At 63.7% G+C, this 13940-nt stretch carries 12 protein-coding genes; 5 read left to right on the forward strand and 7 right to left on the reverse strand.

The genetic code is table 11. The features are described from left to right. The first annotated feature begins 3 nt into the window (after positions 1-3). Positions 4-2928 carry an MMPL family transporter gene (locus tag DBV08_RS21235; RefSeq protein WP_124568749.1) on the forward strand — a complete coding sequence of 975 codons (2925 nt, stop codon included), beginning with the start codon at positions 4-6 and terminating at the stop codon, positions 2926-2928. Here the strand turns inward: DBV08_RS21235 and DBV08_RS21240 are convergent. Then, positions 2903-4759: a DUF2339 domain-containing protein gene (locus DBV08_RS21240; RefSeq protein WP_124568750.1), complete on the reverse strand. Its 1857-nt coding sequence runs from the start codon at positions 4757-4759 to the stop codon at positions 2903-2905. The two genes, DBV08_RS21235 and DBV08_RS21240, sit on opposite strands and share 26 nt — an antisense overlap. An 82-nt stretch (positions 4760-4841) precedes the next feature. Continuing rightward, on the reverse strand, positions 4842-5414 hold the full coding sequence (locus DBV08_RS21245; protein ID WP_124568751.1) for a TetR/AcrR family transcriptional regulator: 573 nt from the start codon (positions 5412-5414) through the stop codon (positions 4842-4844). Between the two features lie 152 nt (positions 5415-5566). Here DBV08_RS21245 and DBV08_RS21250 point away from each other — a divergent pair, with 152 nt between their 5' ends. Both DBV08_RS21250 and DBV08_RS21255 read left to right on the forward strand, forming a co-directional pair. Continuing rightward, positions 5567-6094 (forward strand): cupin domain-containing protein, encoded by a 528-nt coding sequence (locus DBV08_RS21250; RefSeq protein WP_095971392.1) that lies wholly within the window; start codon positions 5567-5569, stop codon positions 6092-6094. A 34-nt stretch (positions 6095-6128) separates the two neighbouring features. Further along, positions 6129-6581: a MaoC family dehydratase gene (locus DBV08_RS21255; protein WP_124568752.1), complete on the forward strand. Its 453-nt coding sequence runs from the start codon at positions 6129-6131 to the stop codon at positions 6579-6581. Between the two features lie 4 nt (positions 6582-6585). On the opposite strand, the gene DBV08_RS21260 is transcribed toward DBV08_RS21255, so the two are convergent. From DBV08_RS21260 to DBV08_RS21275, 4 genes are read right to left on the reverse strand one after another with little or no spacing between them, the layout of a single operon-like run. Further along, the gene (locus tag DBV08_RS21260) at positions 6586-7305 is read right to left on the reverse strand and encodes a DUF1707 domain-containing protein (RefSeq protein WP_124568753.1); all 720 of its coding nucleotides are present in this window, start codon (positions 7303-7305) and stop codon (positions 6586-6588) included. 17 nt (positions 7306-7322) lie between these two features. Next, entirely contained in the window at positions 7323-7955 is a 633-nt protein-coding gene (locus DBV08_RS21265; RefSeq protein WP_047269712.1) for a response regulator transcription factor, read from the reverse strand. A gap of 28 nt (positions 7956-7983) precedes the next feature. Further along, on the reverse strand, positions 7984-9207 hold the full coding sequence (macS, locus tag DBV08_RS21270; protein ID WP_124568755.1) for a MacS family sensor histidine kinase: 1224 nt from the start codon (positions 9205-9207) through the stop codon (positions 7984-7986). Then, a complete protein-coding gene (locus tag DBV08_RS21275; RefSeq protein ID WP_124569042.1) occupies positions 9200-10378 on the reverse strand; it encodes an AI-2E family transporter in 1179 nt (392 codons plus the stop codon). The genes macS and DBV08_RS21275 overlap by 8 nt, the downstream gene beginning before the upstream one ends. Before the next feature lie 192 nt (positions 10379-10570). Between DBV08_RS21275 and DBV08_RS21280 the strand changes: the two genes are divergently transcribed. Next, positions 10571-12049, forward strand: a complete 1479-nt coding sequence (locus DBV08_RS21280) for an adenylate/guanylate cyclase domain-containing protein (protein ID WP_003945952.1) — start codon at positions 10571-10573, stop codon at positions 12047-12049. 9 nt (positions 12050-12058) lie between these two features. Continuing rightward, complete coding sequence (locus tag DBV08_RS21285) at positions 12059-13165, forward strand: YbhN family protein (protein WP_124568756.1); 1107 nt, start codon at positions 12059-12061, stop codon at positions 13163-13165. On the opposite strand, the gene DBV08_RS21290 is transcribed toward DBV08_RS21285, so the two are convergent. Further along, positions 13162-13842 carry a FadR/GntR family transcriptional regulator gene (locus tag DBV08_RS21290; RefSeq protein ID WP_007734477.1) on the reverse strand — a complete coding sequence of 227 codons (681 nt, stop codon included), beginning with the start codon at positions 13840-13842 and terminating at the stop codon, positions 13162-13164. The genes DBV08_RS21285 and DBV08_RS21290 overlap by 4 nt on opposite strands. Between the last annotated feature and the right edge of the window lie 98 nt (positions 13843-13940).

Below are 13940 nucleotides of genomic sequence, written 5' to 3' on the forward strand. Positions count from 1 at the left end.
TCAGTGTTCGCCAGCTGGGGAAGCATCGTCTATCGAGCCCGCTTCACCGTCATCGCTGTCATGGTGGCGGGGCTCCTCGGGCTCGCTGCGTACGGCCTGAGCCTGCAGGATCATCTCAGCCAGAGCGGCTGGGACGATCCAGGGTCGGAATCGGTAGAGGCTGCAAAACTCGCTGACGGCACGTTCGGACGCAGCACGACGGGTGACGTTCTGGCGCTGTACACGGCGCCGGAGGGCAAAACCGTCGACGACCCCGAGTTCCAAGCGAAGGTCATCGACAATCTGCAGCGGCTCGTCGCCGACAACCCTGACCAGATCATGAAGATCAACGGCTCGTACTTCAAGGTCGACAACGGTCTCTCGGTGGCTGCCCTGGCGGACAAGACCAAGCAACACGCGGTCACCAGCATCGCGATCGCCGGCGACAACGACACCGCGGTGTCCAACAACTTCCGCGACGTCGAGTCGCAGTTCTACATCGACGGCGTCGACGTGCAACTCGCCGGCCTGCAACCTGTCGCGAATTCACTCAACGACACGATGGCCAACGACATCAAGCGCATGGAAATGCTCGCGATTCCCGCTGTCGGTGTCCTGCTGTTCTTCGTCTTCGGTGGCGTCGTCGCCGCTGCCCTCCCGCTGATCGTCGGCGGTCTCACTGTCATCGGCGCCAACGGCATCATTCGACTGATCACCAACTTCACCGAGGTCAACGCGTTTGTTGCGCCGGTGGTGTCTCTGGTCGGCCTGGGTCTGGCGATCGACTACGGACTGTTCATCGTCAGCCGTTTCCGAGAAGAGATAGCCGAGGGGTACGACACCCCGACCGCAGTACGCCGAACGGTCATGACGGCGGGCAGAACGGTCATGTTCTCGGCGACCATGGTTGCCGTCAGCCTCGGCGGTCTGCTGTTGTTCCCGCAGGGCTTCCTCAAATCGGTGGCCTACGGCGCCATTGCTGCCGTCATGCTTGCCGCAATCTCGTCCATCACGATTCTTCCCGCGATTCTCGGCATTCTCGGTAAGCGGATCGACGCGCTGACCTTCAAGAAGCTGCGCCAGACCAAGACCAACGAGGAAATCGAGAACGGTTTCTGGGGCAAGCTCACCCGCTGGGTCATGCAGCATCCGCTCAAGGTCGCGGTCCCGATCGTCGCGGCTCTCCTGCTGATGATCATTCCGCTGACGGGCATCAAGTTCGGCGGGATCAACGAGACGTACCTGCCCCCGGACAGCCCCACGCGTGTCGCGCAGGCGCAGTTCGACGAACTCTTCCCGGGCAATCGCACCGAGCCCGTTCGACTCGTCATCGAGGGAGCCGACAACACCACTCTCGGGCAGATTTCCAAGACCGCAAACGCTGCGCCGGGTCTGGTCGAGAAGTTCACCCCGGAGGTTGCGACCAAGGACGGCGTCAACGTCCTCAAAGCCGGTCTGACGGAGCGCAACGAGGCGCGTCCCACCATCGACTATCTGCGATCCGCGGATTGGCCCGAGGGCACAACTGTTCTCGTCGGCGGTACTCCGGCCATCGAGCAGGACAGCGTCGACGCGTTGCTCGACCGTCTGCCGCTGATGGTCGTGTCGGTCATCCTGCTGACGACGCTGCTGATGTTCTTGACGTTCGGTTCGCTCGTCCTACCCATCAAGGCTGCGTTGATGAGCGCGCTCGGACTGGGTTCGACACTCGGAATCTTGACCTGGATCTTCATCGACGGGCACGGTTCGGGTCTGCTGAACTTCACGCCGGGACCGATCATGTCTCCCGTCCTGGTGTTGATCATCGCTATCGTCTACGGCCTGTCGACCGACTACGAAGTGTTCCTGCTTTCTCGCATGGTCGAAGCGCGAGCGCAGGGCGCGAGTACTACCGAATCGATCCGAATCGGCACGGCACATACCGGCCGGATCATCACCGCTGCCGCACTGATCCTGATCGTGGTCACCGGTGCATTCGGCCTGTCCGATCTGGTGATGATGAAGTACATCTCGTACGGCATGATCTCTGCGCTGATCATCGATGCCACGCTGATCCGAATGTTCCTGGTCCCGGCGACCATGAAACTGCTCGGGGACGACTGCTGGTGGGCTCCGGCCTGGATGAAGCGGATCCAGCAGAAGATCGGGCTCGGTGAGCCGATTCTCGACAACGAGCTGGTACTCGCGAACGTCCCACAGATCGCGCCCGTCGGTGCGATCGCCGGACCGGGTCAGTCGCGCAAGATCGAAGCGGCCTCGCGGGTCATGCCGCCCCCTGCCCCCGCCGCACAGCCGGAAAGTGGACCTCGCGTTCCGGATCCCCTCACCGAGCCCATTCCGCTCAGCGAAATGGCGGTGAAGGCACCCAACACGGAGGCTCCCGCCGCAGAGAAGCCCGCACCGCGGCGCCGTCTCGATATCGGGAGTGCAGCCAGCGCCCCCCAGAACCTGATCGAGGCACCGGTGCCCAATCCCTCGTACCGGCCGCAACCGAACGCCAGCGACAAGCGCAGAAACCCCACGCCTGCGGCGCCGGCCGAGCGTCCCATCGAGAGCTGGTTGTCGGACCTGCGGGCTCGGGAACAGACTCCCCCGGCCTCACGGCCGCTACCGGTGGTCCGGACGCCTTCGCGTACAAACGGTTCGGCGGCAAATGGAGCTGTGACCAACGGTTCAAGTACCAACGGTTCGAGCGCTAACGGTGCGAGCGCTAACGGTGCGGGCCGGAACGGTGCCTCCAACGGCTCGGCTACCAACGGCTCGGCCCCGACCTCGGTGGAGGCGACCCCCCAGTCGCCGCCTCCACCGATCGCTCCGGAGCGTCGTCCCACCGAGCCCCGAGTCTCGGATGCCTCTGACGGCGACGACAACGCCACCGGCAGGCACCGACCTGACGACGCGGGCGCCATCAGTGTCAGCGAGCTCATCGCTCGCCAGAAGCGGAGCTGACCTGCTCCTGCTTGGCGAAGGCTCGTGCATAACGAGTCCCGACCAGCAGGAGCAGCAAGCCGACCACCAGGAAGGCAGCGCTGCGCACCAGCCCACTGAGCGTGGCCAGGTCGAAGAGGAACAGCTTGGCCACTGCCGCGCTGGTGAGAGCAAGACCAGCTCCGAGCAAAACGCGAGCGTGCTGACGGTTGTTCAGGCCGAGCACCAGCGCTGACGTGGCGGCAAGCATCCAAACGATGGTGGCAACGCTGTGTCCGACAACGAATCCGGTTGCGCTGTCGAAAATTTCGACGCCTGATGAGACGAGCGCACACGTCACCGCGTAGAGGACACCGAACCCTGCGGCCGCCCATAGAACCGCCGCATTGGTATCGGCGACCAACTTCAGTCGGTGAATCGCCCACACCAGCATCACCAGTGCGCCTATCGCCGTCAGGCTCGAGAGTGCCGTGATCGCACCGAGTTGCATGGATGCGGCACGGGCGGTCGTCAACGCTTCCGGCGGAACCGTCGTGAGGTATCCGATCGATCCGATGGCCGCAAAGGCGGTTCCGAGAGCGAAGACGAAGCGCGAACACGCGTGGAGCGAGACTCCGAGGAAGATCATGCCGACGGTGAGGACCAGCGGTACGACCAGAGATTCCGACGCCCCGGACAAGCAGCACAGCAACAATGCAAGAGCGCCGGTTGCGCCCAGTCCGAATCGCAGTTGCGTCGGCAAAGGCTTGGCCGCCGCTGCAGCGGAAAGAAGTAGTGCCGCAGCAATTCCGTACAGCACTGCGGATTCGGTGTTTCCGAGCACGGCCCCGACGCTCATCAGCGGAAGGGTCGAGACAACAAGGGTCGCGGTGGACCACGCCCCTGCAACACCGTCACGCGAAGGCGAACCCGTCCACTGCAGGGCCATCGCGCAGCCGACTCCCACACCCGCAACCACGACGGCACTGATCACCAATTGCAGTGAGCTGTTACCGGATTCGTTGAATATGGACTCCGACGCTGTCGCTACGAGCAGTGCGAGAACCACCGGTACGGTGCGCGCCATTCCCAGGTACTTCCAGTCACGACCGAGCTGGGCGGAGAACGTCGCCGACTGGATCGCGAACAGGAAACCGATGAGGGTCAACGATATTCCCGACGTCAGTACTGGAGCCAGCACCGCTGCGCCCAGAACGATCATGAGCGCCAGTGACTCGGAATCCCATTTCACCGCCAGAGCAACGCCGGCCGCAGCAATTCCGAAGGCGATCACCACCGCGAGCGGCGTCGCCACCCAGCCGTAGAGAACAGACGCCGCGACGACGTCGAGGTACATTCCCGCAAAACCGGTGGCAGCCAGAGCAATCGCCCCCACTTTGCCGCCTGGGCGTCCGTGGACCCGCACACCGGCAAACACCAAGGCGCCGGAAAGGAGTGCGCCACCGAGTACCCGCAGCGGCGGTCCGAAGAATCCGGCCTGCGCGGCAAGTACCAGCAGCATCACGACGCCGATCAGGGTGACGGCAACACCGGCCGCGGCCAGGAGTCGACTGATGACGCCATCGCGCTGCCACCAGGGCTGCCGAGGCGCAGCCACCGGATACGCCGGTGGTTGCCAGGCGGGCACGCTCTGCTGAGGACGGACCGGCTGCATCGGGTGCACCGGAACGATGGGAGCTGAAGCTACCGGTGCCGGAGCTACCGGCGCGGGCACGGCGGTCGAGGCCAGCTGAGCCTGCAGTATCGACAGGTTCTGGCCCATGTGACGCAACTGTCGGCCGATGCTGTCGCACTCGGCAGACAGAGCTGTCACCAGTCGCGGATCGACAGCGGAAGAGCTCGGTGTGGTCATGGATACGAGCTTGCTGCCTGGCCGAACCGATCAGATGAGTAGTACTACTCGATCAGCGTGGGGGCTTCTCGTATCCAACGCGCTATCGCCGAGGCGCTGCGTTCCGCAATCGTTCGGAGAGCAGCCGACCCGAGGTGTGAAGCGGAGCGGGATCCTGACGCGCGCGAGCGAGCACAAGCGCGCCCTCGAGTGCGGACAGAGCGAGAATTGCCTCCGACTCTGCGTCTTCGGGGGACCAGCCGTCTGCTTCGAGCCGCTGGGCCAGCAGTGCGAGCCACGAGTTGTATCCGTCCACGCAAGCCCCACGGATGACCTCGGATTCGGTTGCGGCGTCGAGTGTTGCCGTGGCCAATGCGCATCCGCGCTCGTAGTCCGAATCCGACAACCGAGCAGCCAGTGCTGCGGCGAAGGCCGAGATCGCGGTGGCCGCATCGGGTGAGCTCTCCAGCAGATGTCGGATGAAAGCGGCCATTGCCTCGCCGCGTCGCCTCAGAGCCTCGCCTGCGAGTTCTTCCTTGCCGCCGGGAAAGTGAAAGTACAAGGAACCCTTGGTAGTCGCGCTCGCCGAGAGTACTTCCGACACACCCGTTCCCGCGTAGCCCTTCCGCTGCAACAAGTCAGCGGCGGCATCGACCAACAAATCCCTTGTAGACATAAGCCCAATATACCGATCAGTACACATATGGACAACACCTGAAGTGCGGAAATAAACAAAACCTTGCATCACTAGACCGATTGGTACATGATTCGAGAATCGATAAACCGGAGCGCGGCCAACGACGCTCACGACGACAAAGGACCGAATCGATGTCCCCGAATTCCACAAACCACACCACGACGACCGTCCTCGGACCGGACGAAGACCTCGCCGGGACCCTCGCGGCCACCGGCGTCCGGATGATGGTCCGAAGCAAACAAACCGAGGGAGGATTCTCGCTTGTGCAGCACCGCATCGCCGCGCATTCGATGACGTCACCGGTCCATCGCCACAGCCGGGAAGACGAGTACACGGTGGTTCAAAGTGGCCGCGTCGCAGCGATGGTCGGAGACGAGATCGTCTACGCGGAGGCCGGCGCCATGATCTTCAAACCGCGTGGCCAGTGGCATGCCGTGTGGAATCCCGACGACGTTCCAGCCCGGATTCTCGAAATCATCACGCCTGGAGGGATGGAAGGCCTGTTCGAACTGATGCCGAAGTTACTGGCCGAAGCAGGTTCCGCCGCGGAAACGGTTGCAGCGCGGGTAGAAGCCGACTTCGGGATCGAATTCGATCTCGTTGCCACCGCCGAGATCGCACAGACACACGGTGTGGGATTCGGCATCGAAAGTCACTGACCTCTGTCAGCACCTACCGATCAAAGGAAGATTCATGCTTGTACTCACCGGAGCAGAAGACCTCAGCGCCAACCTGAACCAAGAGTTGGGCGTCAGCGCCTGGCACGAGGTCACGCAGGAGTCCATCGACGAGTTCGCCCGCGTCACCGGCGACGATCAGTGGATTCACGTCGACGTGGATCGCGCGAAGGAGTCACCGTTCGGCGGAACGATCGCGCACGGCAACTACACACTGTCGCTGGGACCCAAGTTCTCCTATGCGATGTTCTCGCTCGAAGGTTTTGCGTTTGCTCTCAACTGCGGATTCGACAAAGTCAGGTTGCCTGCCCCGCTACCGGTGGGCTCTCGTGTCCGCATGCGTGCGACGTTGAGCAAAGTCGAACCGATCAATGGCGGTGTCCAGATCACGGTGACGCAGACATTCGAACGAGAACACGGCGACAAACCTGTGTGCGTCGCCGAGATGTTGACCCGCGCCTATCACTGAAAGGTCAGGAGCCGAACATCTTTCGGATCGTGGTACCGAAGGGATGCTTTGCTGTGACACTGCCGAATCGCACCTTGCCGTGCACCACCAGGTGCAGCGGGCCCATCTGCGGGCCGGAACGAACCTTGTTCGACGCGCTTCCTCCGACTGCCTCGACACCGTTCATGTCCACTGTCGCCTCTTCGGGAACGATCAGTGAAATCGAACTGGCATAGTCGTCGATCGAGATGTTCACGACCTGCGTCTGCATCACCGCGCGCGTGAAATCGATAGTCACACTGGACATTCTGGTGTCGACCACGACGGCTGGCGGAACGATCCATGCTCCGTTCCGTGTCACCGTCGCCATTCGCCCACGGATCACGGCAGCGTTGGCGGCTCCGTAAGTACCGACAACCGGAGCCCCGACGGGAGCGCGGTACGGCGGGCTCGGGTGAACCGGCGGCGGCTGGGGTAGGTACGTCGGGGCCGGATACGGCTGGCCTTGGTACATCGGCTGACCCGCATTCGGATACGCGGGTGGGTCGTAGTCGGAGATCAGCGTGATGCCCGGCAGATCGGCGAGAACCGAGTTTAGCTCACCTCGCGTCTTTGCGGCCAAGGCAGTGTCCATGCGCTCGGTGAACTCACCGAGCGAGAGCATTCCTTGACCGACGGCTTTCTGCAGCAGCTCGCCGACGTGCTCTCGTTCGGCATCGGATACGCGTAGATTCCTGGCCTCCATGATTTCCAGGATAAACGTTATTCGAGACCTTGTTCTATTGCGTATCGCGTGAGCTCGACGCGATTGGCCAACTGAAGCTTCCGAAGCGTTGCCTGCACGTGGTTCTCGACGGTCCGGTGGCTGAGCGAGAGCCTCGTGGCGATCTGTTTCGCGCTCAGCCCCTTGGCGACAAGGCGGAGCACTTCGGTCTCACGGTCGGTGAGCCGAGGCAGCTCTGGTGCGCGATCGTCGGCCGGTGCCGTCGACATCCGGCGGTACTCGCCGAGCACCAATCCGGCGAGGCCGGGTGTGAAGACGGCTTGTCCGTCGAAAGTCGCACGCACGGCCTCGAGCAGTTCCGCCACCGAAGCACTCTTGACCAGGTAACCCGACGCTCCGGCTTTGACCGCGTCGAGGACGTCGTCACGCTCGGCGGAGGCCGAAAGCACCAGTACCTTGCTCTTCGGCGAAACCTCGAGCACCGCGGTGGTGGCGTCGGCACCGTTTCCGTCCGGCAAGTTCATGTCCATCAGAACCACGGCCGGTTGCACGGCGGCGGCTCGGCGGCGTGCGCTCTCGACACCCTCCGCCGTGGCGCTCACGGTGAAGCCTGCGGCCTCGAGGTCCCGGGAGACGCCGTCGCGCCACATCGGGTGATCGTCGACGACCATCACCGTCACCGGATTCTCGGCCTGTTCGTCAGTCACGCTCACTCTTCCCCTTCGGAACGTTGATCTCCCATTCGGTGCCCTCCCCCGGCCCGGTTTGCAGGACCGCTGTTCCGCCGAGCGCCTGCACTCGACCGAGAATGGACTTCGATACTCCCATGCGGCCTTCGGCCTCGGCCTGCGCCAAGCGGCCTTCGGGAATTCCGACGCCGTCGTCGCGGACGCTGACGATCACCTCGTCCGGCAGATCTTCGAGCAACACGTATGCCTTCGCCGCGGGCCCCGCGTGGAGCCCGACGTTGGACAGAGCGTTGTCGACGATGGCAGCCAGTTCGATGGCTCGATCGCGCTCGATCACGACCGGGTGCGCTGGCGTCGACACCGACACCGACGTGCTGGCCTGCGTAGTCAGCAGCGGACACAGATCCACTGTCTGTCCGCCGACATCTGCCGCGGCACCCGAAACCTGCTCGGAAATCAGCATTCTCAACGCGACCTCCTGCTCGCCTGCCAGAGCGGCCAGCTCAGCTGCCTCGCCGCCGAGTGCGGCTCCGCGCCGGCGCACCATCGCCAGCACCTGCAGGACGCCGTCGTGTACTTCGCGTGCCAAGCGTTCACGCTCTTCCGTTGCCGCTGCCAGACGTACGGCTTGTTCGAGTTGCCGATGCGAGCGCCGAGCGGTGGTGGTGGCCAAGCCCAACGCCAGACCAACCGATACGAGAACGGGAGCCGTCGCATCGCGCCAGAGATCCAGGTTGACCTGATCGCGGATGATCGCGCTGGCCGCCGAAATGACAACTCCGGACGCCATGCCGAGCCACGGCCCGCCGAGTATTGCCGCGGAGATGACGGCGTTGGTAGCCCACAGCGTGGTGGGGAGCGTCTGGTGATTCTGATACCACTCGTGGTCGGAGACCAGCCTCGTCGACGCCATCAGCAAGATGACGATCACCTGATCGGCGATCACCACCTGGTACCGCGGCAGCGTCTTCCCGAACACGGCACCGGAGGTCCCGAGCAGCAGTGCCGACACCCCGGACCACACGGCCATCAGAGCGACGAAGAACCAGCTGAGCCGAGAGTTGGTGTAGTCGGAGGCCGAAGCGAACTGGTAACTGATCGCGTACACGAGCGTGACGAGGCGAAACGCCTGCGCCGCCCGCCACAGCGGCGCATCCGGGTCCGTGTCGACGCCCGACGCCTCGCGAACGGTCGGCTGGTAGTGCAGCCGGCGACGGCGCGTGGGCTCAGTCATCGGGAGGCGTGGGGTTCACGACGCGAGGCTCGGCGCGCGGCTCGTCGGGTTCGGCGGGGAACAGCGGAGTCTCCGGGTCCTCGACGTGTAGCTCCGCGTATGCGACATCCGGGTCGTCGGCGAGGAGGGAACGAATCGCCGTGTTGAGGACGGCGACGATCGGAACAGCCAAGAGCCCGCCGACGATTCCGGCGAGGACGATGCCCGTGGTAATGGCGAGAACGACTGCCAGCGGATGCAGGCGAACTGCGCGACCCAACAACAGCGGTTGCATCACGTGCGCTTCGAGCTGCATGACGCCGATGATGATCCCGAGAACGATCAAGGCGGTCAGAAAACCCTTCGTGACCAGAGCGACAAGCACTGCGAGAAAACCGGTCAGAAATGCACCGACGATAGGGATGAACGCGCCGATGAACACCAATGACGCCAGCGGCAGGGCGAGCGGCACCCCGAGGATCGCCAGGCCGGCACCGATTCCGATCGCGTCGGCGGCGGCAACCGCGACCGTGGCGCGCACGTAGCCGATCAGCGACCCGAAACCTGCAGAACCGGCGATCCGCACGCGACGTCGAGCGTCGGTGGGAACGATCCGGGTGACGAACTGCCAGATCTGGTCGCCGCCGTAGAGAAAGAAGATAAGGGTGAACAGCGTCAGCAACGCCCCGGTGAAGATCTCGCCGATGACTGTCGCCGTGGTCAAGGCGCCGCTGGTCAGGGACTCACGATTGGATTGGACCGACTTGACGACCGAATCACCCGCCTGGCGGATCTGATCCTCGCTGAAGTGAAGCGGACCGCTGGTGAGCCAGTTCTGAATCTGTGTGACGCTGGCCGTGAACTGGTCGGTGAGCTGCGGCAACCCGTCGATGAACTGCTCGACGACAAACGTCATGATTCCCGCGACCAGTCCGATCGAGGCAAGCAGAACGACGATCACCGCTGCCGAGCGAGGAACACCCCATACTTGTAGCCGATCGACCACCGGAATCAGCAGAGCCGATGCCAGCAGAGCCAGCCCCACCGGGATGAGCACGGTTTCGAGACGTAGAACCACGTATCCGAGAACCAACAGTCCGGCGAAGATCACAATGAGGCGCCACGACCATTCCGCCGCGATGCGCACGCCGGGATGCACCGCCCGAGCGTCGGCGGAGATGGGTTTGTTCATCCTCGAAGCTCGCTCCGCACGCCCCCTGTTTGCGTTCACCTCGCGAGCCTAACCGGACCGGCCGACACAGGTGAGCGGACGAATAATCGGACGCGCGTACCAACACTTCGACCTCTGCCAGCTAAATTGAACCCTGTGCGGGCCTCATACAGAGCAATAGCGGTGACCATCCGCAGCCGGTGGCCCCTCTATATGCTCTCCATGCTCGCAGCCAACCTGATCGGCGCGGTACTGGTTTTTGCCTTCGTCCGGTACGGCGTGCCGATCCAGGAGTCCGACGCGATAGTCGCCGACCGGGTCCGCAACTTCGCGATCTTCGGCGTGTACCTGGCATTCGCCGGTGCCGTCAGCCTCACCGCGGCGGCCATGATGTTGAAGTCGGTCATTCGCTGGCGGCTGCGCGGAGGTCCACCGACGAGGTCCGAACAGATGGCGGCACTTCACGCGCCTCTTCGCCAGGCCATCGTTCACCTGGTGCTGTGGATTCTGGGCGGCATCATCTTCGTGTTCCTGACCATCACCGAGATGCCCGGACTCGCGATCGCCGTGATCGTGACGGTCTGCATGGCCGCGACCACGACCTTCGGGTTCACCTACATGCTCGGGGAGCGCATCTTGCGTCCGGTCGCCGCCCAGGCGTTGAGCGAGGGCGAATTCGATCGGACCATGGCGCCGGGCGTCGGAACCCGGCTGGCGATGACCTGGGGACTCGGCACGCTGATGCCCGTCGCAGGCATCATCTTGCTGTGCTCGACGCAGCTCACGACCGATCTCGAGTTCTCCCCCGACTCGCTCGCGTGGGCGATCCTGCTCATCTCGATCATGGCGATCGTGCAGGCGTTTGCACTGTCGATGCTGACGGCTACCCAGATCTCCGATCCGATCCGCCAACTGCGACGCGCTATCGAGCGAGTGCAGCGCGGCGCCACCGACGTACGCGTCGAGGTGTTCGACGGCAGTGAGATCGGCCGGCTCCAGGTCGGCTTCAACCGCATGATGAAAGAGTCCGACGAGCGTCGTCTGCTGCGTGAGCTGTTCGGTCAGCACGTCGGCGAGGACGTGGCCCGGCGCGCGCTGAAGTTCGGTACCGAACTAGGCGGCGAAACTCGATTCGTGGCAGTTCTCTTCGTCGACATGGTCGGATCCACGGGCGCCGCTGCCGAGCGCCCGCCGGGTGAAGTGGTCGAGCTGCTCAACGAGTTCTTCCGTGTGGTCGTCGACGTCATCGATCGCCACCACGGTTTTGTCAACAAGTTCATGGGTGATGCGGCACTCGCAATTTTCGGTGCACCACTCGATCGACCCGACGCTCCGACGGCAGCTCTCGCGGCGGCTCGCGAGCTGCGGTTCAAGCTCAACGACATCACCGGCCTCGACGTCGGAATCGGCGTGAGCGCGGGGCTCGCGGTCGCCGGCAACATCGGTGCTGCCGAACGTTTCGAGTACACCGTGATCGGCGATCCGGTCAATGAAGCGTCGCGGCTCACCGAGCTCGCGAAGCTTCGGCCCAGCCGGGTGCTGGCGTCGACGAGCGCGCTGTATTTCGCCGACGAAGAGGAACAGGCCGAGTGGGAACTCGGCGAGCAAGTCCAACTGCGTGGACGCCGACGACTGACGCATCTGGCGTGGCCCGAAAAGTATCCAGAGGTCGATCCGGATCAAATTGGTTAGGGTGAGTCGATGGCTCAGCCTGGAAACACCCCACGGCGACTGAGACGACCACGCCCGCCCGTGGCCGAGACCAGTCGGGCCAGAGGGCGCTTCTGGTGGCTGAAGTGGCTGCTCGGGGTGGCGCTGATCGCTCTTCTGATCGTCGAGGGAATCATCCTGTGGCCTCGTCTCAACGAGTACTGGCAAGCTCTCACCGAAATCCATTGGGGTTGGGTGGCTGCCTGTGTAGCCGCCCAGGCGGTGTCCCTAAGTGGTTACGCGTCGGTTCAGCAGCGCCTTCTCAACGCGGCCGGTGTTGTCGCCGGTCACCTCAAGAACCTCTCGGTCATCTACGCCAGCACGGCGATGGCGTTGACGTTGCCTGCCGGCCAGGTCTTCTCGACAGCGTTCACGTACAAGCAGACTCGAAAGTGGGGGGCGACGCCGGTAGTCGCGTCCTGGCAGTTGGCAATGTGCGGTGTCATCGCCGCCGCGACTCTGGCACTACTCGGTGCCACTGGCGCAGTGGCGTTCGGCACCAAGGTCAGCCCGGTGACGCTGACGATTTCGCTCGTCGGCATGGCAGCACTGTTTCTGGCGTTGCGATACGTAGCCCAGAATCCCGGCAGCATCGAACGCATCGGGCACCGAGTTCTGGCGCTGTACAACCGTTCCCGCAAAAACCCGACCGGGCGCGGTATGCACCGTTGGTCCGAAATCCTCAAGCAACTGGACTCGGTTGAACTCAGTCGGACCGACACTGCGGTTGCCTTCGGATGGTCGGCAGTTCACCGAGTTGCCGACGTCCTCTGTCTCGGTTTCGCTTGTTGGGCAGTAGGAGCCGATCCGTCATTCGCCGGCCTGCTGATCGCGTTCACAGCGGCGAAAGCGGTGGGCAGTATTCCCCTCATGCCGGGCGGTCTCGGCTATGTCGAGCCCGTGCTCATCACAGCACTGACCATGGCGGGCTCTACCTGGGCGCAAGCCGCAGCAGCGGTATTCGTTTATCGGATAATCAGTTTCGTACTTGTCGCTCTGGTGGGATGGCTCGTCTTCCTCGTGTCATTCCGTGCAACCCACCACGAGGACCTCGAGATGGACCTCGAATTCGAACGCCGAGAACAACCCGGCGTCTAGCGTCGCAACGCTGCCGCCATGTCGTCGAGGTGTGCCCGGCTGATCCGTACCGCTGCCTCCGCGTCACCGGCTTCGATGGCGTCCACCAACATTCGATGCTCGTCCGCGTCGGGCTGACTGTGGGGATGCAGGTCGAGAACCGCGATCAACTCGATCAACGCGGCCCGCAGACGCGGCACAAATGTCTCGAAGAGTTCCGACAGCACGGGATTGTGGGCCGCATCCACCACTGCCCGGTGGACGGCGATGTCGGCGTCGACGAAGGCCGCGTCACCAGAGTGCGCAGCGGCAGTTCTACCGTCCAACGCTTGCCGCAGAGCCGCGACGTCCACGGCATCGCGGCGCTGCGCTGCGAGGCGAGCCGCTTCGATCTCGACCGCGTTCCGCACCTCGACGACGTGAAGGATCGCCTCGGCTTCGAGCACGCGCGGCCACTGATCCGGAGGCGTCGTACTCCGCAGGAAGACACCGGCGCCCTGTCTCGATTCGAGCATGCCGAGGCCCGCGAGAGTCCGCACCGCTTCCCTGATGGTGGACCGCCCGATTCCCAGCTGCGCCGCCAGCGTGGTTTCACCTGGAAGTTTGGCGCCGACTTCCCATTCACCGCTCACGATCCGCGCTCGCAGCAACTCCGCGGCCTGGTCGGTGAGCAGCCGACGCTCGACGATCGGTGACACGTTAACTCCTCAGGTTGTCTGATAAGTGATTTCGTTCTAGTGTAGCCCGCATGGCTACAGGAGCACTCCTTCTCGACTGCCGCGGCGGGGCCTGACAG

The organism is Rhodococcus sp. KBW08, assembly GCF_003852455.1.
Lineage (GTDB): Bacteria > Actinomycetota > Actinomycetes > Mycobacteriales > Mycobacteriaceae > Rhodococcus_F > Rhodococcus_F baikonurensis.